This window comes from Arthrobacter sp. AIWTK1 (assembly GCF_056680535.1).
Window position 1 is genome coordinate 2,625,601 of sequence record NZ_CM155287.1, and the last position, 20,330, is coordinate 2,645,930.

The window sequence follows — 20,330 nt, forward strand, 5'->3', positions numbered from 1 at the left end:
TTAGGCCTCTACTTTTTCTGCCGCGGTCTTGACAACGCTGACCTGCGGTTCCTTGACGTCGGCCGGAACGGTGTCCAGCTTGACGGTCAGGGTTTCGGTCTTGACGAGTTCCGCGTTCGCCAACAGGGCATCGACGACGTCCTGTTTCGCGGTGACGGTGGTGTGGATCCGGTCGCTCACGTTGAGTCCGGCATCCTTGCGGGCCTGCTGGATGGCGCGGACCATGTCGCGGGCCGCACCTTCGGCTTCCAGTTCCGGTGTGACTTCGGTGTTCAGCACCACGAAGCCGCCGCCCGGCAGCACGGCAGCTGCCCTTGTGGCAGGACCAGTTCCCTCGCCACCCGCCGCTTCCGCCACGACAGTTTCCAGGGTGTACTCCTGTGGCTCCAGTTCGAGGCCGCCTGCGGTGACCACTCCGGCGTCGTTCACGGACCAGTCGCCGGACTTGGAGCCCTTGATGGCCTGCTGGACGTTCTTGCCCAGTCGCGGTCCGGCGGCGCGGGCGTTGACCACCAGCTTCTGTTCGATGCCGAACTCCTCCGGGGAGGCGCTCTCGGCGTCCAGCAGGCGGACTGAGCGCAGGTTCAGTTCATCGGCGACGACGGCGGCGAAGCCTGCCAGCGCGTCCGCGCCGGGTGCCACGACGGTGAGCTCCTGCAGCGGCAGGCGCACGCGGAGGTTCGCTGCCTTGCGCAGCGATGACCCGGTGGAGCAGATCTGCTGGACGCGGTCCATGGCCTCGACGAGTTCCGGGTTGGCCGGGAAGAGTCCCGCGTCAGGCCAGTCGGCCAGGTGCACGGAGCGCCCGCCGGTGAGGCCGCGCCAGATCTCCTCGGAGACCAGCGGCAACAGGGATGCGGCCACGCGGGAGACGGTCTCCAGCGCAGTGTACAGCGCATCGAAGGCGTCAACGTTCTCGTCAAAGAAACGCTGGCGGCTGCGGCGGACGTACCAGTTCGTGAGCATGTCCAGGTAGCTGCGCAGTTCGTCGCAGGCGCCGGAGATGTCGTAGCTGTCCAGCTGGGCCGTCATGTTCCGGACCAGGTCCCCGGTGTTGGCCATCAGGTACTGGTCCAGGGTGTCGGTGTAGCCGTCGTACCGCAGTTTGGCGTCGTACCCGGCGCCGCCTGCAGCGGCATTCGTGTAGAGCGTGAAGAAGCTGTAGACGTTCCAGAGCGGCAGGATGACCTGGCGGACGCCGTCGCGGATGCCCTGTTCGGTGACCACCAGGTTGCCGCCGCGCAGGATCGGGCTGGACATCAGGAACCAGCGCATGGCGTCGGAGCCGTCGCGGTCCAGGACCTCGGAGACGTCCGGGTAGTTGCGCAGGCTCTTGGACATCTTCTGCCCGTCGGAGCCGAGCACGATGCCGTGGCTGATGACGTTGCGGAAGGCCGGCCGGTCGAACAGCGCGGTGGAGAGGATGTGCAGCATGTAGAACCAGCCGCGGGTCTGGCCGATGTACTCGACGATGAAGTCCGCCGGGTTGTGCGTGTCGAACCATTCCTCGTTCTGGAACGGGTAGTGGACCTGGCCGTACGGCATGGAGCCGGAGTCGAACCAGACGTCCAGCACGTCCTCGACGCGGCGCATCACGGACTGGCCCTCTTCCGGGGTGCGGGGGTCGTCCGGGTTCGGGCGCGTGAGTTCGTCGATGAACGGCCGGTGCAGGTCAACCTGCCCGTCCTTGTTCAGCGGCAGCCGGCCGAAGTCGGCTTCGATCTCGGCGAGCGATCCGTACACGTCGGTCCGCGGGTATTCAGGGTCGCTGGACTGCCACACCGGGATGGGGCTTCCCCAGTAGCGGTTGCGGCTGATGGACCAGTCGCGGGCGTTGGCCAGCCACTTGCCGAACTGGCCGTCCTTGACGTTGCCGGGGATCCAGTTGATCTCCTGGTTCAGCTCGGACATGCGGTCCTTGAACTTGGTGACCTCCACGTACCAGGAGGACACAGCGCGGTAGATCAGCGGGTTGCGGCAGCGCCAGCAGTGCGGGTAGCTGTGCTCGTAGCTGGCCTGGCGGACCAGGCGGCCCTGTGCCCGGAGGACCTGGGTGATGGGCTTGTTGGCCTCGAACACCTGCAGGCCCACGATGTCGTGCAGGTCGCCGTGCGAGAAGAGGGGCAGGAACTTTGCGCCCTCGTCCACGGAGAGCACCACGGGGATCCCGGCTTCCTCACAGACCTTCTGGTCGTCCTCACCGTAGGCGGGCGCCTGGTGGACGATGCCGGTGCCGTCGGTGGTGGTGACGTAGTCGGCCACGAGGAAGCGCCAGGCGTTCTCGGTGCCGTACTTTTCGGTGTCGCTGAAGTCACCCCAGAGCGGCTGGTACTGCAGTCCGGCCAGCTCGGCGCCCGTGTACGTGGCGGTGACCGCGGCTACCGCCTCTTCAACGCCGGCGGTGCCGTCGCCGTAGCCAAGGTCCTTGGCGTAGGCGCCCAGCAGGTCCGCTGCGAGCAGGAAGCTGCCACTGACCGGGGCATCCGCTGACGCGGCCTTGATGCCGTTGGGTCCGGCCGGCAGCACGGCGTACGTGATGGACGGCCCGACGGCGAGCGCCAGGTTGGTGGGCAGCGTCCACGGCGTGGTGGTCCAGGCGAGCGCCTGCACTCCGGCAAGCTCCTTCGACAGCTCCGACTCCCCCGCCGTGATGGGGAAGGTGACCGTGACGGTCTGGTCCTGGCGGTTCTTGTAGACGTCGTCGTCCATGCGGAGCTCATGGTTGGACAGCGGCGTCTCGTCCTTCCAGCAGTACGGCAGGACGCGGTAGCCGTTGTAGGTCAGGCCTTTTTCATGCAACTGCTTGAAGGCCCAGAGCACAGACTCCATGTACTCGACATTGAGCGTCTTGTAGTCGTTGTCGAAATCCACCCAGCGCGCCTGGCGGGTGACGTAGCTCTTCCACTCGTCCGCGTACTTCATCACGGAGGCGCGGCAGGCGTCGTTGAACTTGTCGATGCCCATGGCCTCGATCTGGGTCTTGTCCGTCATGCCCAGCTGCTTCATTGCTTCCAGCTCGGCGGGGAGCCCGTGGGTATCCCAGCCGAAGCGGCGTTCGACGCGGCGGCCGCGCTGGGTCTGGTAGCGGCCCACCAGGTCCTTGGCGTAGCCGGTCAGCAGGTGGCCGTAGTGCGGCAGGCCGTTGGCGAAGGGCGGGCCGTCGTAGAAGACGAACTCGTTGCTGCCGGGTGTTCCGCCAGGAAGGTCGGACTCGCGCTGGTCGATGCTCGCCTGGAAGGTGCCGTCCTGGTCCCAGTACTTGAGGATGCGCTCTTCGATCTCCGGAAACTTCACAGAGGCGGAAACGCTGCTAGTGCCTGATGGTGCGGCTGAGGCCTTGGGGTAATAGGTCATCTCGACATCCTGGGTTGAGCTAGTGAACAAGTGGATCATTCAGGATGCGAGGACGGCCCGTACGCTGCTTTGCAACAGCACCGGCACCGCGGTACCACCTCACTTACCGTCGCAGGACCTCCCCACAAAAGTGGAGCCATCCCGGCGTCGGCCGCTCATTGCTGCTGTGACGGGCTTACCCGTCCGGTTCTACTGCTCCGGGTTCCTGCGTCGCAGGGCCCGAAGGTTCTTCCGGAAGCTCACCGGTGATGGCCGGGTCAAAGCTGATATTCGATTCTAACCGGAGTTGCGGTGTTCTCCGGTACCCCGGGGCACGAGCCCGCGGCCCGGCCGTATGATTCCATCCGGCCGGGCCGCCGTCATCCGGCCAGGCGGCCCCTAGTCCCGGCTCAGCCCTGCTTGCGGATGAGCTTGTAGTTGGCAGCCTGCGCGACGGGCCGGATCACGATCTGGTCCAGGTTGACGTGGTGCGGCGCCGTGACGGCGTAGCGGACCACGTCGGCCACGTCGTCAGCCGTGAGCGGCTTCTCGACCCCCTGGTATACCTTCCCGGCAGCCTCCTGGTCGCCCAGCCTGTTGAGGGCGAACTCCTCGGTGTGCACCAGGCCCGGAGCAACTTCGATGACCCGGAGGTTGTTTTCCACTTCCTCCAGCCGCAGTGCACCCGTCATGGCGTGCTGGGCGAACTTCGCAGCGTTGTAGCCGGCGCCGCCCTCGTAAGCGGAAAGTCCCGCGGTCGACGTCAGGTTCAGGACGGTCCCCTCGCCACAGGCCCGCAGCATCGGAAGGAAGGCCCGGGTCAGTTTCATGGTCCCCAGGACGTTTACGTCGAACATCCATTCCCAGTCTTCGGTCTTGGCGTCCGCGATCCGGTCGGCACCACGCGCACCGCCGGCGATGTTGATGAGGGTGTCGATTCCGCCAGCCTGTGTCACTTCGTCGAGGAGGCGTTCCACGTCATCGTCGTCTGCAATGTCCGCCGCAATGGCCGTGGCTCCGGTGGCCTCTGCGAGCGCCGCCAGCCGGTCCGCCCGGCGTGCAACGGCGAAAACTGTCCACCCTTCGGCCCGCAACGCGCGGACCGTGGCCTCGCCAATGCCTGTGCTTGCTCCCGTAACTACTGCTGCCTTCGTGTGCTTATCCTCAGTCATGGCACCACCCTAGCGTCGCGGGGAAGTCCGTGAAACGTTCCTGCACGTGGGCGAACCCAGTCCGAAGCGACGCCGACTGCTGCAGGGCGCAGCCGGGGAGCATGAAACAATTGCTCCATGGCTGAAGACACTCAGGGTACAGACACGCCCACCACCGCCCCTATCAACGTTCCGGATAAGCCCGCCCTGGAGGGGTTGGAAGCTGCCCTGACGCAGCGCTGGCTTAACGAAGGGACCTACAAGTTCAACCGGGAGACCAGCAGGGAGCAGGTCTACTCGATCGACACTCCCCCGCCCACTGCGTCGGGGTCCCTGCACGTGGGGCACATGTTCTCCTACACCCAGACCGACGTCCTGGCGCGCTACCAGCGCATGACCGGCAAGAATGTCTTTTACCCGATGGGCTGGGACGACAACGGCCTGCCCACCGAGCGCCGCGTCCAGAACTACTACGGCGTGCGCTGCGATCCGGCTATCCATTACGACGCCGACTACCGACCGCCGGCTGAGCCCGCCAAAAACCAGCGCGACTTTGACGTGATCTCACGCCGGAACTTCATCGAGCTGTGCGAGGAACTCGCCGTCGAGGACGAGAAGGTCTTCGAGAACCTGTTCCAGACCCTTGGCCTGTCCGTCGACTGGGACCTGACGTACCGGACCATCGACGACAAGTCACGTGCCATCTCCCAGCGGGCCTTCCTTGCCAACCTCGCCGCCGGCGACGCCTACATGGCCGAGGCCCCCACGTTGTGGGACGTCACCTTCCGCACCGCGGTGGCCCAGGCCGAACTTGAAGACCGCGAGGTCGCCGGAGCCTACTACCGCTACCCGTTCTTCACCGAAGACGGCGAGAAGCTCTACATCGAGACCACCCGCCCCGAACTGCTGGCAGCCTGCGCCGCCCTGGTGGCAAACCCCGACGACGAGCGTTACCAGCCGCTGTTCGGCAAGAAGGTCACCTCTCCCCTGTTCGGCGTCGAAGTGGAAGTGAAGGCCCACCACCTTGCCAAGGCTGATAAGGGCTCGGGCATTGCCATGGTCTGCACCTTCGGCGACCTCACCGACGTGACCTGGTGGCGCGAACTGCAGCTGCCCACCCGGGCGATCGTGGGCCGCGACGGACGCATCATCGGCGACACGCCCGAATGGATCACCACCGATGAAGGGCGCGCGGCCTTTGCGGCGATCGCCGGCAAGACGGTCTTCAGCGCGAAGGAAGCGGTCGTCGAGCAGCTCGCTGCTGCCGAACTCCTCGACGGCGAGCCCAAGAAGATCATGCACCCGGTCAACTTCTTCGAGAAGGGCGACAAGCCCCTCGAGGTGGTGACGTCGCGCCAGTGGTACATCCGCAACGGCGGACGCGACGAGGACCGCCGCGAACGCCTGATCGGGCGTGGCAACGAGATTGAGTTCCACCCGGCTTTCATGCGTTCGCGCTACGAGAACTGGATCTCCGGACTGAACGGCGACTGGCTCGTGTCCCGCCAGCGCTTCTTCGGCGTGCCGGTCCCGGTCTGGTACCCGCTTGACGCCGACGGAAACCCCGACTATGACGCCCCGGTGCTGCCGACCGATGAACAGCTCCCGGTCGATCCGGCCGCCGACGCCGCCCCCGGCTACGAAGAAGCCCAGCGCGACCAGCCCGGCGGATTCACCGGTGACGCCGACGTCCTGGACACCTGGGCCACGTCCTCGCTGACGCCTCAGATCGTGGGCGGTTGGAGCACGGATGAAGACCTCTTCGCCAAGGTCTATCCGTTCGACGTGCGCCCCCAGGCCCACGACATCATCCGGACGTGGTTGTTCTCCACCGCCGTGCGTGCCGACGCGCTGCAGGACACCGCACCGTGGAAGCACGCGGCCATCTCGGGCTGGATCCTCGACCCGGACCGCAAGAAGATGTCCAAGTCCAAGGGCAACGTGATCGTACCCACCGACGTCCTGAACGAGTACGGATCGGACGCCGTGCGCTACTGGGCGGCATCGGCCAAGCTCGGGGCGGACACCGCCTACGAGATCGCCCAGATGAAGATCGGCCGCCGCCTGGCCATCAAGCTCCTCAACGCCTCGAAGTTCGTCCTGAACCTGGGTGCCACGGAAAACTCGGTGGTCTCCGCCGACCTGTCGGTGCTCACGAACCCGCTGGACCGCGCCGTGCTGGCGCAGCTCTCGGAAGTCGTGGCACAGGCCACCAAGGCCTTCGAGAACTACGACTACGCCCGCGCCCTCCAGATCAGCGAGAGCTTCTTCTGGCAGTTCACGGACGACTACGTGGAACTCATCAAGGACCGGGCCTACGGTGCGGCAGGCGAATCCGAGCAGGCTTCCGTGCTGGCAGCCCTGGCCACCAGCCTTGACACCCTGCTGCGCCTGTTCGCGCCCTTCCTGCCCTTCGCCACCGAAGAGGTCTGGGGCTGGTGGCGCAGCGGCTCGGTGCACCGTGCCGAGTGGCCCGCGGCCCTTGAGGTGTCCGACGGCGACACCACCATGCTCGCGACTGTGGGAATCGCGCTGAGCGGCATCCGCAAGGCGAAGTCCGAAGCGAAGGTCAAGCAGCGCACCGAGGTTCTCTCCGCGACGATTACGGCCACCGAGTCGCTCACTACGCAGCTGAAGGCCGGCCTTGCAGACCTGAAGGCAGCCTCCAATGCCCGTGAACTGACACTCGTGGCAGGCGAGGGCGAACTCACTGTCGGCGACGTTGTGCTGGCAGCTCCCGAGGAGCCCGCCCAGGCCTAGTCCCGTCCAGCGGCGCCCGGCCGCTGCAAAGACGGAGGTGCCTCCGCCTGGTTCTGAACATGTGTTCAACCAGGCGAAGGCACCTCCGTTTGCGTTTCCACGCGACTGCTCACATCTCGAATGCGGTCTCGAAGCGCGTCAGGAGGGGCGGCCCGGACAGAATGGTCCCGAGCGGGCTGGCACCGTCGCCGGCACGCCAGGCGCGGTATGCCTCGTCGTGCTCCACGGACGCCCAGCGCTCCACCACCAGGACGTGCGCAGGATCCCTGCTGTCGGTCAGCACATCCACGCCGAGGCAGCCGTCAAAGGCCCGGGTGACGGCAAGGATTTCCCGGAGCATGGCCGGCGCCGCATCCAGCGAGTCTGCTTTGAGGTTCAGGTCAAGGTGGGCTGTGATGGACATGATGCTCCTGTTTTTGGGCAAAGGGGAAGCCCCATCAGCGTTTTGCCGTTGGTGGGGCTTCGACTTTTTCGATTGTCTCGTGACGTCTGTGACAATCTGGCGGAATCCTCGGAAGTCCAGGTCTTCCTACCTCGTCACTGGTAGCCAGCTTCTGACTTTGCCGAAGGCTGCGTCAGATGCGTGTCACTGAATCTTTGGTTTCCGTGTCCCGCTTCTTTCGAAGTGGGTAAGAACTATTGTTGTCCCACCCAGGGGGATGCGCAAGGGTCCGGGAAGAACTACACGGCAGTAATTCCCGCCGCCCGCGGAATGGCCCCAGGAAGAACCCGTCAGTTGAATTCCGGCTGCTCCGTACGGCTGCGCTTGATTTCGAAGAAGTGGGGGTACGCAGCCAGGGTGACTGCGGCGTCCCACAGGCGGCCGGCTTCCTCGCCGCGGGGAATACGCGTCAGCACCGGGCCGAAAAATGCCGTGCCGTTGAAGGCCACCACCGGCGTTCCCACATCCTGTCCAACCAGGGAGATGCCCTCTTCGTGGCTGGCGCGGAGCTGCTCGTCGAAGGCCTCCGAGGAGGCCTCGGCCGCCAGGGATGCCGGTAGTCCGCACTCCGCCAGGGCTTTGCTGATCACTATGCCGAAGTCCTTCTCGCCGCCATCGTGGATGAGGCTGCCCATGGCGTCGTACAAAGGCTTGATGACCTGGTCACCGTGCTGCTCACGGGCGGCAATGATGACGCGGACAGGGCCCCAGGCCTTGTCCATTGCCTCACGGTATCCGGGGTCCAGCTCACGGCCCTCATTCAGGACGGCAAGGCTCATGACATGCCATTCCGTCTGGATATCGCGGACTTCCTCCACCTCGCCCACCCACCGGGAGGTGATCCAGGCGAAGGGGCACAGGGGATCGAACCAGAAGTCGGCTTTGCTCGTGGTGGTCTCAGGCACGGAAGTCTCCTCGTAAAGTCATCAGGGCATGGCGCTGTCCGGGCGCACACCTACCAAGAGCAACGAACTAAGCAGATTTATTCCGCCGCTTCGCCACCACATCGTGGGCGATCATGGTGGGCGGGGCCTTCTTGGCCACCACGTCGGCAGTGATGACGACGCTGGCGATGTCGTCCCGGCTCGGGAGATCGAACATGACGGGGAGGAGTACTTCCTCCATGATGGCGCGGAGCCCGCGGGCACCGGTGCCCCGCTCCAGGGCCTGGTCGGCGATCATGTCCAGCGCTTCGTCGTCAAAAAGCAGTTCCACGCCATCCAGCTGGAACATCTTCTGGTACTGCTTCACGAGCGCGTTCTTCGGCGTGGACAGAATCTGGATCAGGGCCGGTCGATCCAGGTTGGAGACCGTGGTGATGACGGGAAGACGGCCGATGAATTCCGGAATGAGACCGAACTTCAGCAGGTCCTCCGGCATGACCTCGCCGTAGGAGTCGGAGTTGTTCTTGACTTCGTTCAGCGGGGCACCGAAACCGATGCCCTTGCGGCCGGAACGGGAGCCGATGATGTCCTCGAGTCCGGCGAAGGCTCCCGCAACGATGAACAGCACGTTGGTGGTGTCGATCTGGATGAATTCCTGGTGCGGGTGTTTCCGGCCGCCCTGCGGGGGAACGGAGGCCACCGTTCCTTCCAGGATTTTCAGGAGCGCCTGCTGCACGCCCTCGCCGGAAACGTCCCGGGTGATGGACGGGTTTTCGCTCTTCCGGGAAATCTTGTCGATCTCGTCGATGTAAATGATGCCCTGTTCGGCCTTCTTGACGTCATAGTCGGCGGCCTGGATGAGCTTCAGGAGGATGTTCTCCACGTCCTCGCCAACGTAGCCGGCCTCCGTCAGTGCCGTGGCGTCTGCGACGGCGAACGGTACGTTCAGGCGCCGGGCAAGGGTCTGCGCGAGGTAGGTCTTGCCGCAACCGGTGGGGCCGATCAGGAGGATGTTCGACTTCGCGATCTCGACGTCGTCGTGGTGGACGCCTTCGGCGAGGCTGCCGCTCTTCGGGGCGTGGCCGGCCTGGATCCGCTTGTAGTGGTTGTACACCGCTACGGCGAGGGAGCGCTTGGCCGGTTCCTGGCCGATGACGTATTCCTGCAGGAAATCGAAGATTTCGCGCGGCTTGGGCAGTTCGAAGCTGCCGAGGTCCGCTACTTCCGCGAGCTCCTCTTCAATGATCTCGTTGCAGAGCTCAATGCACTCGTCGCAGATGTAGACGCCGGGCCCGGCAATGAGCTTGCGCACCTGCTTCTGGCTCTTTCCGCAGAAAGAGCACTTCAGCAGATCCGTGCTCTCGCCAATCCGAGCCATATGTGAACCCCTTAGTATCCTGCTGCTACCGCAGCACTGCACCGGTTGCTGGAATCACGGTGGGTCCGGAAGGTCCGGCCGTGACATGTTCCACTCTAGGTCACATTCGGCCTGAGAGGTGGAACCTTACGCGTTGAAAACGAAAGCCGGTGCGGTCCATTTTCCATGAACCGCACCGGCTCCGCGTGTCGTGCTACTTACCTGGTGATCGCCTGCGGCTTGATCTTGCGGGAATCAAGGACCTGGTCGATGAGGCCGTAGGACTGCGCCTCGGCGGCGGTCAGGATCTTGTCGCGTTCGATGTCGTTGTTGACCTGCTCGGAGGTCCGGCCCGAGTGCTTGGCCAGCGTATCTTCGAGCCATGAACGCATGCGCATGACTTCCGCGGCCTGGATCTCAAGGTCCGAGGCCTGGCCCCCCTGGCCGCCGGAGAGCGCCGGCTGGTGGATCAGCACGCGCGCGTTGGGCAGTGCCAGGCGCTTGCCCGGTGTTCCCGCCGCCAGCAGGACGGCCGCGGCGCTTGCAGCCTGGCCCAGGCACACCGTCTGGATCTCGGGACGGATGTACTGCATGGTGTCGTAGATGGCCGTCATGGCGGTGAAGGAACCGCCCGGGGAGTTGATGTACAGCGTGATGTCGCGGTCCGGGTCCGTGGACTCAAGCACCAGCAACTGCGCCATGACGTCGTCAGCCGACGCGTCGTCCACCTGCACGCCGAGGAAGATGATGCGATCCTCGAACAGCTTGGTGTACGGGTCCTGGCGCTTGAAGCCGTAGGGGGTGCGCTCCTCGAACTGCGGCAGCACGTAGCGGCTGGTGGGCAGGTTCCCGGCAGACGATCCGAAATTGTAGTTCATGTTCATTTCTCCTGGAATCATTTCTGTCTACGCCGGTTACTTTTCCGAGCCGCTGGCGTTTTGCGTTCCGCCGCCGCCGGCCACGGATCCCGCATGCGCGGCGATCTTGTCGAAGAAGCCGTACTCGAGGGCTTCCGTCGCCGTAAACCACTTGTCGCGGTCGTTGTCCTTGAGGATGGTCTCCACGGTCTGGCCGGTCTGTTCGGCGGTGAGTTCCGCCATGACCTTCTTCATGTGGAGGATGAGCTCGGCCTGGATCTTGATGTCCGAAGCCGTGCCGCCAATACCGCCGGACGGCTGGTGCATCAGGATGCGCGCGTTTGGCGTGGCGTAGCGCTTGCCCTTGGTGCCCGAAGACAGCAGGAACTGCCCCATCGAAGCAGCGAGGCCGGTGGCGACGGTGACGACGTCGTTCGGGATGAACTGCATGGTGTCGTAGATGGCCATGCCTGCCGTCACGGAGCCGCCCGGCGAGTTGATGTAAAGGTAGATGTCCTTATCGGGGTTCTCCGCGGACAGCAGCAGCAACTGCGAGCAGATCGCGTTGGCGTTTTCATCGCGGACCTCGGAGCCGAGCCAGATGATTCGCTCTTTCAGCAGGCGGTTGTAGATGTAGTTGTCCTGGGCTGCCGGATCGACAGTAGCCATCCGGGGGGCCCCTGCTTGCTGTGACATATGTACTTACCTCTCGCTGGCGACGGTGACGTCACGGGACGACGTCACTGAAAATCACTACTTGGACACTAACCGGTTTAGGGGCCGTTTTGTTCTCAGGCATCGCGCTGTTCGCTGACGGCGCACGATTGGCGCAACGGCGCCTCACAGCACGGCACAGCCGCCATTCCGGGGTTGAACGGAGGAAGCCCCCGGATCTGGGATCCGGGGGCTTCCATGGAATGCGTGTTAGAACTTCACTGCTGCCGGATCGTCGCTCGGCGCAGCTTCGTCGGTGGCAGCTTCGCCTTCAACGGCGTCGCTGTCGACGGCGGGAGCAGCTTCAGCTTCAGCTTCAGCGGCAGCTGCTTCTTCGCCGCCGGGGCGGACGAAGTCGCTCAGGTCAACCTTGTTGCCTTCAGAGTCCGTGACCTCGGCCTGGCCCAGTACTACGGCCAGTGCCTTGCGGCGCCGTACCTCGGAAACCATCATGGGAACCTGGCCGGACTGATCGATGATCTGGGCGAACTGGTTCGGGTCCATGCCGTACTGGCTGGCGGTGGTCACGATGTAGTCGATCAGCTCGTTCTGGCTGACTCCGACTTCTTCCTTGTCAGCGATGGCGTCCAGGATGATCTCGTTCTGGAAGGCCCGCTCGGTGTTGGCCTTGACCTCGGCGCGGTGCTCTTCGGTGTCGTGCTCGCCGTCGCCGTGGGAGTTCTCGGCCTTGAAGTGCTGCTCAAGCTGCTCTTCGACGACCGAAGCGGGGACGGGAACCTCAACGAGCTCGACGAGCTTGTCCAGGACCTTGTCGCGTGCCTCAACGCCCTGCTCGACAACCTTGGATTCGGCCGCCTGCTTGGCGAGGTCCTCGCGCAGTTCAGCCAGCGTGTCGAACTCGGATGCCAGCTGGGCGAAGTCGTCGTCGGCCTCGGGAAGCTCGCGCTCCTTGACGGACTTGACGACTACCTTGACCTGGGCAGCTTCGCCGGCGTGGTCGCCGCCAACGAGGGTGGTGTCGAAGATGGCGTCTTCGTCGGCGCTGAGGCCGGTGACTGCCTCGTCCAGGCCTTCAAGCATGGTGCCGGCGCCAACCTGGTAGGACAGACCGGAAGCGGAATCAACTTCGGCGCCGTCGATCGAGGCGGTGATGTCGATCGTCAGGAAGTCGCCGTCGGCGGCCGGACGGTCCACGGACTTCAGCGTGCCGAAACGGCCGCGGAGTTCGTCGAGCGCCTTGTCAACGTCTGCTTCGGAAGACTCGGCAGCGGCGACCTCGACCTTGATGCCCGAGTAGTCGGGCAGTTCGATCTCGGGGCGGATGTCAACCTCGGCGTGGAACTTGAGTTCACCGTCGGTCGCGGTGGGGTCCGGGACCTCGGTGATTTCAACCTCGGGACGGCTCAGGGGGCGGATGCCGGTTTCCTGGACAGCCTCCTGGTACCAGCCGTTGAGGCCTTCGTTGATGGCGGTCTCCAGCACGTAGCCGCGGCCGACGCGCTGGTCGATCAGCTTTGCGGGGACCTTGCCCTTGCGGAAGCCAGGGACCTGGATCTGCGAAGCAACAGTCTTGTATGCCTCATCGATGCTGGGCTTCAATTCCTCAAAGGGGACCTCAACATTGAGCTTGACCCGCGTGGGGGTGAGGTTCTCGACAGCGCTCTTCACAGTCTAAGTACTCCTGGTTTTGTGGGATGGGGTTCTGCAAACGCAATGATCTGACAAGCTGCAGAGTCGGGGTGACAGGATTTGAACCTGCGACTTCCTGCTCCCAAAGCAGGCGCTCTAGCCAAGCTGAGCTACACCCCGTAAGTGCACAGAACAGTCTACGGTCATATCGGCCGGATATGCACATTTGACACTGGGGCCCTGAATTAGGTTTAGTTATATCCGGCTCGAGCAGCCGACCGGAAGAAATGCGCCAACAGCCCTGCGGATCAGCAGAACGGCTTGATGCGTTTCCACGGGGACGTAGCTTAATGGTAAAGCCTCAGTCTTCCAAACTGATTACGCGGGTTCGATTCCCGTCGTCCCCTCCAGGACACAACAGGAAAGCCCCTCTCCGGAGGGGCTTTCCTGTTGTTCCGGCGACTTCGCCTCAGGATGCCTGCTGGCACACGGGGCACCAGTAGAGCTTGCGCGCGGCAAGGTCCGTCAGGGCGACCGGGGAACCACATACGCGGCAGTCGAGGCCGTGCCGCCGGTAGACGAAATGGGACTCCTCCGGCGCCGGAAGTCCAGCGGCGGGCTCGGTCCAATAGCCGGGAGGCGTGGTGATGATCCTGCCGTCCCGGACGCCGTCGGACATCATGGCGACGGTATCCTCCCACAGACCTGCCGCCGCTTCCGCGTCCAGGGAGCGTCCGGGCAGCCAGGGATCCAGGCCCTGGCGGAAGAGCAGTTCGGCGCGGTAGACGTTCCCGACGCCGGCAATCACCTTCTGGTCCATCAACAGTGCCGCGAGGGGCGTTTTCCGTGCGCGCACCCCGGCAATGAAATGGTCCTTGTCCCCGGAAAGATTCCGCAGCGGGTCGGGCCCCAGCCGGACCAGGACAGCGTCAGCCTCCGCTTCGGTGATGGCCTGGCACGTGGTGGCGCCCCTGAGGTCGGCCCAGCCGTGGGCTCCGGCAAGCCGGACACGGACGGCGCCGACGGGCGCCGGCGGCCCCGTGTAGCCTGGGACGCCGTCGTCGATGTTCACGCCGTCGTCGAACAACTCCCGCTCCCCCACCTTCCGGGGCGCACCGATGCTTGACGCACCCCGGAACGTGGTGTCACCGCCGAAGTCCCAGGCGCCGTAGAGGCCGAGGTGCACGTGCAGGACCAGTCCGTGGTCGAAGTGCAGGAACAGGTGCTTGCCGTGCGCCACTGTGCCGACCATGGTGCGGGCGTCCAGCAGCGCCGCGCCGTCGGCGAACCGGCCCTGCGGGCTGGAGACCGCGAGGCGCTGGCCGGAGAAGACGTCCGCGAACTGGCGCGCCAGCCGGTGGACCGAATGCCCCTCGGGCACTAGGCGATGACCTCGCCGGTGTTCTCGTAGGCCGAGATCTTGCCGATGCGGCGGACATGGCGTTCATCGTTGCTGAACGGTTCCTGCAGGAAGGCTTCGATGATTTCAGTCGCCTCGTCCACGCTGTGCTGGCGGCCGCCGACCGCAACGACGTTGGCGTCATTGTGTTCGCGGGCAAGGGTTGCGGTGGACAGGTTCCATGCCAGTGCCGCGCGGACACCCTTGACCTTGTTGGCAGCGATCTGCTCGCCGTTCCCCGAGCCGCCGAGCACAATGCCCAGGGCGTGGATTCCGGCAGCCTGGTCCGCCACGACGGCGAGCGCAGCGTTGATGCAGAAGGACGGGTAGTCGTCCAGCGCGTCGTAGACCTCGGGCCCGTGGTCCACCACGGTGTAGCCTTTGGCCGTGAGGTGGGCTACCAGGTGGGCGCTGAGCTCCATGCCGGCGTGGTCGGTGGCGATGTGGACGCGCGGGAAATCGGAGGATGTGGTCACGGCAAAATCCGTTCAGTCATAAGCGCCGGTAGGCTTCCGGGCTGCTTCGGGGGTCGGATCCAAGGGTACTAGCCCGGAGGTGCCGGCTGCCTGCCATGAACACTCTGCGGACGTCCGGCGGCGAAACCAGGGACGACCCTCAGGGCTGCGGCGGGCCCTTCTCGCCCCGTGCCCGGGCGGCCACGCGTGACAGGACGGCGGCCACTCTTTCGGCGGAGTCTGCGCTGCCGCCGCTGACAGCCAGCTTCTTGCCGTCGGCGCGGTTGACGACGACGGCGGGACCGCTGCTGACCAGCATGGCCGTGGTGCCGCCGTGGTGCCGGTAGCCCCAGCCGCCGTAGTCCGCTGCGCGGACAACCGCGGGCGTGGCCGACGAAATCGCCGACGCCGGCACTTCCATCACGCGGACGAATCCCGCGGCGAAGACCCGCAATCCGCTCCGGTCAACGATGACCCGGGCAAAGAGGAAGGCGGCTGCAAGTACCGCCAGCGCCACCAGGAGGGCACCCAGCCACGGAACGGCGATGGAGAGGAGGGCTGCAGGGAAGAGCGATGCGACGCCCAGCATCACGAACACCGAGCTGCGCGCATGGACCCACAGCCGCACTGAATCCGCCGCCAGCTCCGGGTCCGTTTCGAGGGCCAGCGCCTCCTGCAACGCGCGCTCATCGTCCACTGACCACCGCTCGTCGGCCTTGAACACGAAGCCCATGACGACGCCGAGCGGAAGGGCCGCCCCGCTCCCGAGTGCCAGCACGGTGAGATCAACCCGCGCTTCGCGGACATCGGCGATTCCCGCCTGGCCCACCAGGACGGCCGCCAGCACGGTGGTGACAAAGAGGCTGAGGCTTAGTCCGATGCCCATCATGAGACGCCGCATGACGGCGGGCCGGCTCAACGGGACTGCCTGCCCCAGGACCAGCCAGCCCACCACCGCGATGATCAGGCCGCCGAAGGTCACGAAGGCCGAGAACGGCGCAAATCCGGCCGGTCCGGCGTCGGACCACTGCACCGCCATGGGGTCCGGCACGTCCGTCCGGAGCAGGAACGCGCAGACAACAAATGCCAGGGCCAGCAGTGCAGGGAACCCCACCGCGAAGCGTAGCGCCCTGATGTCCACCGAATCCCGGAACTTTCCCATACCCCAACGCTACTCCGCGCCGGTGCCTTGTGATCCACCTAACTTGCCATCGCCGCACGAAGTGAAAGAATAACTTCACAGTGCCGGCAATGACCGTTGGCGGCCGGCAACCGCAACCTTTTCTGGAGGCCCCACTTTGCCAGGCATGAACCTGACGCGCGCCGAAGCCCGTGAGCGCGCCGACCTCATCTCCGTTGAGTCCTACGACGTCAGCCTGGACCTGACCCGGGGCGACAAGGTCTTCGGATCCACCACCGCCGTCAAGTTCAGCGCGCGGCCGGGGTCCTCCACCTTCATCGACGCGGTGACCCACAAGGTCCACAGCGTGATGCTGAACGGCGAAGAACTGGACCCCGCTGAAGTGTCCGACGGTGTCCGCATCCAGCTGCCGTACCTGGCCGCGGAAAACGATCTGCTGGTGGTTGCCGATGCGCCGTACATGAACACCGGCGAAGGGCTCCACCGCTTCGTGGATCCGGTGGACAACGAGGTCTACCTGTACACGCAGTTCGAGGTTCCGGATTCGCGCCGCATGTTCGCAGCGTTCGAGCAGCCCGACCTGAAGGCGAGCTTTACGTTCACCGTCACAGCGCCGTCGCACTGGGACCTGGTGTCCAACTCCCCCACGCCTGTTCCCATCGAAACCATTCCCGGCGAGGACGGCAGCGCCCGCTCCGTCTGGGAATTCGCCGCCACCCCCAGGCTGTCCTCCTACGTCACGGCACTCGTCGCCGGTCCGTACCAGTCGGTGCGCAGCGAGGTGAAGTGCGCCGACGGGCGCGTCGTTCCGCTAGGCGTTTTCGCACGCAAGTCGCTGATGCAGTACCTGGACGCGGACAACATTTTCGACCTCACCCGCCAGGGGTTCGAGTTCTTCGAAGCGCAGTTTGGCTGCCCCTACCCGTTCGAGAAGTACGACCAGCTCTTCGTCCCCGAGTTTAATGCCGGCGCGATGGAGAACGCGGGAGCCGTCACGATCCTGGAAGGCTATGTGTTCCGGGGCAAGGTCACGGGCGCGCAGGTTGAACGCCGCGCCATCACCGTGCTTCACGAGCTCGCGCACATGTGGTTCGGGGATCTCGTGACCATGCGCTGGTGGAACGACCTGTGGCTCAACGAATCGTTCGCCGAGTACATGTCCCACCTGGCCGCAGTGGAGAACACCGAGTTTGACCATGCCTGGACCACGTTCGCCTCGGTGGAGAAGTCCTGGGCCTACCGCCAGGACCAGCTGCCCACCACGCACCCCATTTTCGCCGAGATCAACGACCTGCAGGACGTTGAGGTGAACTTCGACGGCATCACGTACGCCAAGGGCGCCTCGGTGCTGCGGCAGCTGGTGGCCTGGGTGGGCCCGGAGCAGTTCATGGCCGGGGTCCGCGAGTACTTCAGCAAGCACGCCTGGCAGAACACCGAGCTCAGCGACCTCATGGTGGAGCTGGAAAAAGCCAGTGGCCGTGACCTGGACGAGTGGGGCCGGCTGTGGCTGGAAACCGCCGGCGTGAACACGCTCACTCCCGACCTTGCCGTGGACTCCGCCGGAGTCATCACTTCCTTCGCGATCGTTCAGTCCGCAGTGGCCGAGCAGCCCACCATCCGGCCGCACCGGCTGGCGGTCGGCTTCTACAATGTCACCGACGGGCAGCTTGTCCGGGTGCACCGCGAGGAACTGGATGTCGACGGCGAACGAACCGAGGTGCCTGCCCTCGCCGGCCTGCAGCGGCCGGACCTGGTCCTGCTCAACGACGACGACCTCGCCTATGCGAAAGTCCGGCTGGATCCGAAGTCGCTGGCTACCGCCACGGCCCACCTGAAGGACTTCCGTGAGAGCCTGCCGCGGACGCTCGTCTGGGGTTCCGCCTGGGACGCCGCGCGCGACGGCGAAACACCCGCCCGGGGCTACGTGGAGCTGATCCTCGCCAACATCGCGTCCGAATCGGATTCTTCAGTGATCCTGGTCCAGCTCCGCCAGCTGGCCACGACGCTCAGCTACTACGTTGCCGAAGAGCACCGGGAGAAAACCTCGGAGGCCGCCGCGGACACCCTCTGGGACCTTGCCAGGGCCGTTCCGGCGGGATCGGACGCGCAGCTGCAGTTCGTGAAGTCCTACGCCCTGCTGGCCCGCAGTGACAGCCAGCTGGATACCGTGTCCGCGCTGCTGGACGGCTCGGCATCCCTGGACGGCCTCACGGTCGACCAGGACCTGCGGTGGGAGCTGCTCGCTTCGCTGGTGGCCGGCGGCCGGGCCGGCCAGGACCGGATCGACGCCGAACTCGGGCGGGACAACACCGCCAATGGCCAGAACGCGGCCGCGCTGGCCAAGGCAGCCATCCCCACGGCCGAGGCCAAGGCTGCGGCCTGGGAGTCCATCGTGGTGAAGGGCGAGCTGTCCAACGCCCTCCAGGCCTCCGCGGTGGCAGGGTTTACCCGGGTCCTGGACCCGGCGCTGCTGGCGCCCTACACGGAGAAGTATTTCGACGCCGTGCCCGGCATCGTTGCCAACCGCACCCACGCGCTCGCCCAGCAGATCGTCGTCGGGCTTTATCCGGCACAGCAGACCACCCAGGCCACGGTGGACCGGACGGACGAGTTCCTGGCTTCGCTTCCCGACGACAGCGCCGCCCTGCGGCGCATGATGCTGGAAAACCGCGACGGCGTGGCCCGTGCGCTGCGGGCCCGCCAGGCCGACGTCGGGTAGCACCGGCATGAGCCTTGACGAGCACCGCTACGCCGTGACCGTGCGGTGGACCGGAAACCGGGGTGAGGGAACGTCGACGTACCGCGGGTACTCCCGTGAACACGACATCGAACTCCCCGGGCTTCCGGTCCTCAAGGGGTCCGCGGATCCCACGTTCCATGGGGACAGAACCCGTTACAACCCCGAGCAGCTGCTGCTGACCGCGCTGTCGCAGTGCCACATGCTTTCGTTCCTGCACATGGCGGTGAAGCACGGCGTGGTGGTGACCTCCTACGAGGACCGTGCCGAAGGGCTGATGCGGACCAACCGGGACGGCAGCGGCCAGTTTGAATCCGCCACCCTCAGGCCCATGGTGACCGTAGCCGGGGATGTGGAACCCGGGCTCATGGGGCGGCTGCACGAGGAGGCAAACAAGGCGTGTTTTATTGCCCGGAGCGTGAACTTTCCCGTCCTGCACGAGCCCTCCGTGCAGGGGCAGGACCGCTGACCGCGGCCTGGAACTCGTCCACGAGCCGTCTCTCTGTTTCCGGGCTCAGCCCGGCTTTCCGTTCCCGGTCCAGTCCGCGGCGGCGTTCGTCGGCGAGCGTGTCCTGCAGGGTCTCCTGCCATGGCCGCATGCTGAGGCCGGCCGCCACGGCGGCATCGTTGGAGCGGGTGGCAAAACCGTCATGTCCCGGCGGGAGCCAGAGCGGCAGGGAATCCGGTCCTGCCCAGTAGCCAATCCCCCGGGCAACCAGCCACTCTTCCGGGACGGTGTACGTCCGGCCCGAGTACTTTCCCTGCAGCCGTGATTCGTCCACGTAGTCTCCAAACTGCACGACGCTTCCCACCGCGTTCAGGGCGCCGGCAATCTTCAGTCCGGCGGCCGTCAGGACCCACGAGGCGAGGTCGCGGACGTCGATGACCTGCGTCGCACGGGAGCCGATGTCCGGAACGAGGACGGGGCCTGCGCCACGGGCAAACCGTGCCGGCCAGTAGCCGTAACGGTCCGACGTGTCGCCGGGGCCGCCGATCAGCCCCGCCCGGCAGAGGTGGGCCGTCCCGCCGGTGACGTCGGTGGCGTAGTGCTCGATCGCCGACTTCGCCTCACCATAGTTCTCCGCTGCGAGGACGGTGCCCGGCATGAGCGGCGGTAACAAAGCGGCGCCCTCGTCCGCATGGGGCACCGAATGGTCGGCGTAGACGGAGCAGCTGGACACCACAGTCCAGTGCGCTGCCATGGGCGCCAGGGCCTCGAGGGCGTCCCGGGCCTGTCCCGGATCACGGGTGACATCAATGACGGCGTCCCATTCCCCTGCCGCCTCTTGATAAGCCTGCCGTCCGGTGGCGCGGTCCGCCCGCAGCCAGGCCGTTCCTTCCGGCGGAGTAGCCGTAGAGCCACGGGCAAGGCAGGTCACGTCATGGCCGGCGGCGGCTGCCTGGCGGGCGATTTCGGCTGACAGGAAGGCAGTGCCGCCAAGAATCAGGATGCGCATGCGGCCACGCTACGGCGCTAGTGTTGACGGTGAACAGAGTGTTATGCGCCCGG

The 20,330-nt window shown here is 65.4% G+C and carries 15 protein-coding genes and 2 tRNA genes; 4 read left to right on the forward strand and 13 right to left on the reverse strand.

Annotation, left to right across the window (positions count from 1 at the left end; translation table 11 throughout):
• A complete protein-coding gene (gene ileS / locus AC1MDG_RS12045) occupies positions 1 to 3,354 on the reverse strand; it encodes an isoleucine--tRNA ligase (RefSeq protein WP_479804058.1) in 3,354 nt (1,117 codons plus the stop codon).
• A gap of 389 nt (positions 3,355 to 3,743) precedes the next feature.
• Positions 3,744 to 4,505: an SDR family oxidoreductase gene (locus tag AC1MDG_RS12050; RefSeq protein WP_479804059.1), complete on the reverse strand. Its 762-nt coding sequence runs from the start codon at positions 4,503 to 4,505 to the stop codon at positions 3,744 to 3,746.
• Positions 4,506 to 4,622: 117 nt separating this feature from the next.
• Between AC1MDG_RS12050 and valS the strand changes: the two genes are divergently transcribed.
• The gene (gene valS / locus AC1MDG_RS12055; RefSeq protein WP_479804060.1) at positions 4,623 to 7,244 is read left to right on the forward strand and encodes a valine--tRNA ligase; all 2,622 of its coding nucleotides are present in this window, start codon (positions 4,623 to 4,625) and stop codon (positions 7,242 to 7,244) included.
• Between the two features lie 109 nt (positions 7,245 to 7,353).
• Here valS and AC1MDG_RS12060 read toward each other — a convergent pair whose 3' ends face one another.
• From AC1MDG_RS12060 to AC1MDG_RS12090, 7 genes are all read right to left on the reverse strand, one after another.
• Positions 7,354 to 7,647: a putative quinol monooxygenase gene (locus AC1MDG_RS12060; RefSeq protein WP_479804061.1), complete on the reverse strand. Its 294-nt coding sequence runs from the start codon at positions 7,645 to 7,647 to the stop codon at positions 7,354 to 7,356.
• A gap of 329 nt (positions 7,648 to 7,976) precedes the next feature.
• The gene (locus tag AC1MDG_RS12065) at positions 7,977 to 8,591 is read right to left on the reverse strand and encodes a mycothiol-dependent nitroreductase Rv2466c family protein (protein ID WP_479804062.1); all 615 of its coding nucleotides are present in this window, start codon (positions 8,589 to 8,591) and stop codon (positions 7,977 to 7,979) included.
• 67 nt (positions 8,592 to 8,658) lie between these two features.
• On the reverse strand, positions 8,659 to 9,948 hold the full coding sequence (gene clpX / locus AC1MDG_RS12070; RefSeq protein ID WP_043482082.1) for an ATP-dependent Clp protease ATP-binding subunit ClpX: 1,290 nt from the start codon (positions 9,946 to 9,948) through the stop codon (positions 8,659 to 8,661).
• Positions 9,949 to 10,145: 197 nt separating this feature from the next.
• Complete coding sequence (locus AC1MDG_RS12075) at positions 10,146 to 10,805, reverse strand: ATP-dependent Clp protease proteolytic subunit (RefSeq protein WP_043482275.1); 660 nt, start codon at positions 10,803 to 10,805, stop codon at positions 10,146 to 10,148.
• Positions 10,806 to 10,841: 36 nt separating this feature from the next.
• Complete coding sequence (locus AC1MDG_RS12080; RefSeq protein WP_043482084.1) at positions 10,842 to 11,453, reverse strand: ATP-dependent Clp protease proteolytic subunit; 612 nt, start codon at positions 11,451 to 11,453, stop codon at positions 10,842 to 10,844.
• Positions 11,454 to 11,708: 255 nt separating this feature from the next.
• Entirely contained in the window at positions 11,709 to 13,127 is a 1,419-nt protein-coding gene (gene tig, locus AC1MDG_RS12085; protein WP_479804063.1) for a trigger factor, read from the reverse strand.
• Positions 13,128 to 13,193: 66 nt separating this feature from the next.
• Positions 13,194 to 13,268: transfer RNA gene (locus AC1MDG_RS12090), tRNA-Pro, on the reverse strand.
• 156 nt (positions 13,269 to 13,424) lie between these two features.
• On the opposite strand from AC1MDG_RS12090, the gene AC1MDG_RS12095 reads away from it, so the two are divergent.
• Positions 13,425 to 13,498 (forward strand) — tRNA-Gly (locus AC1MDG_RS12095).
• A 59-nt stretch (positions 13,499 to 13,557) separates the two neighbouring features.
• Here AC1MDG_RS12095 and AC1MDG_RS12100 read toward each other — a convergent pair.
• From AC1MDG_RS12100 to AC1MDG_RS12110, 3 genes are all read right to left on the reverse strand, one after another.
• On the reverse strand, positions 13,558 to 14,469 hold the full coding sequence (locus tag AC1MDG_RS12100; RefSeq protein ID WP_479804064.1) for an Fpg/Nei family DNA glycosylase: 912 nt from the start codon (positions 14,467 to 14,469) through the stop codon (positions 13,558 to 13,560).
• Positions 14,469 to 14,963, reverse strand: a complete 495-nt coding sequence (locus tag AC1MDG_RS12105) for a ribose-5-phosphate isomerase (RefSeq protein WP_479804065.1) — start codon at positions 14,961 to 14,963, stop codon at positions 14,469 to 14,471. The genes AC1MDG_RS12100 and AC1MDG_RS12105 overlap by 1 nt, the downstream gene beginning before the upstream one ends.
• A 139-nt stretch (positions 14,964 to 15,102) precedes the next feature.
• Complete coding sequence (locus AC1MDG_RS12110) at positions 15,103 to 16,104, reverse strand: hypothetical protein (RefSeq protein ID WP_479804066.1); 1,002 nt, start codon at positions 16,102 to 16,104, stop codon at positions 15,103 to 15,105.
• Between the two features lie 145 nt (positions 16,105 to 16,249).
• Here AC1MDG_RS12110 and pepN point away from each other — a divergent pair, with 145 nt between their 5' ends.
• The gene (gene pepN / locus AC1MDG_RS12115) at positions 16,250 to 18,802 is read left to right on the forward strand and encodes an aminopeptidase N (protein ID WP_479804067.1); all 2,553 of its coding nucleotides are present in this window, start codon (positions 16,250 to 16,252) and stop codon (positions 18,800 to 18,802) included.
• Between the two features lie 7 nt (positions 18,803 to 18,809).
• Positions 18,810 to 19,289 carry an OsmC family protein gene (locus tag AC1MDG_RS12120; RefSeq protein ID WP_479804069.1) on the forward strand — a complete coding sequence of 160 codons (480 nt, stop codon included), beginning with the start codon at positions 18,810 to 18,812 and terminating at the stop codon, positions 19,287 to 19,289.
• Here the strand turns inward: AC1MDG_RS12120 and AC1MDG_RS12125 are convergent.
• Positions 19,225 to 20,277, reverse strand: coding sequence for an NAD-dependent epimerase/dehydratase family protein (locus AC1MDG_RS12125; RefSeq protein WP_479804071.1), 1,053 nt, complete (start codon positions 20,275 to 20,277; stop codon positions 19,225 to 19,227). The genes AC1MDG_RS12120 and AC1MDG_RS12125 overlap by 65 nt on opposite strands.
• Positions 20,278 to 20,330 lie beyond the last annotated feature (53 nt).

Bases quoted from the DNA above. Each gene is read 5' to 3' on its own strand.
- ileS (WP_479804058.1), bottom strand. From the start codon at position 3,354: ATGACCTATTACCCCAAGGCCTCAGCCGCACCATCAGGCACTAGCAGC.
- AC1MDG_RS12050 (WP_479804059.1), bottom strand. From the start codon at position 4,505: ATGACTGAGGATAAGCACACGAAGGCAGCAGTAGTTACGGGAGCAAGC.
- valS (WP_479804060.1), top strand. From the start codon at position 4,623: ATGGCTGAAGACACTCAGGGTACAGACACGCCCACCACCGCCCCTATC.
- AC1MDG_RS12060 (WP_479804061.1), bottom strand. From the start codon at position 7,647: ATGTCCATCACAGCCCACCTTGACCTGAACCTCAAAGCAGACTCGCTG.
- clpX (WP_043482082.1), bottom strand. From the start codon at position 9,948: ATGGCTCGGATTGGCGAGAGCACGGATCTGCTGAAGTGCTCTTTCTGC.
- AC1MDG_RS12075 (WP_043482275.1), bottom strand. From the start codon at position 10,805: ATGAACTACAATTTCGGATCGTCTGCCGGGAACCTGCCCACCAGCCGC.
- AC1MDG_RS12080 (WP_043482084.1), bottom strand. From the start codon at position 11,453: ATGGCTACTGTCGATCCGGCAGCCCAGGACAACTACATCTACAACCGC.
- AC1MDG_RS12110 (WP_479804066.1), bottom strand. From the start codon at position 16,104: ATGGGAAAGTTCCGGGATTCGGTGGACATCAGGGCGCTACGCTTCGCG.
- pepN (WP_479804067.1), top strand. From the start codon at position 16,250: ATGAACCTGACGCGCGCCGAAGCCCGTGAGCGCGCCGACCTCATCTCC.
- AC1MDG_RS12120 (WP_479804069.1), top strand. From the start codon at position 18,810: ATGAGCCTTGACGAGCACCGCTACGCCGTGACCGTGCGGTGGACCGGA.
- AC1MDG_RS12125 (WP_479804071.1), bottom strand. From the start codon at position 20,277: ATGCGCATCCTGATTCTTGGCGGCACTGCCTTCCTGTCAGCCGAAATC.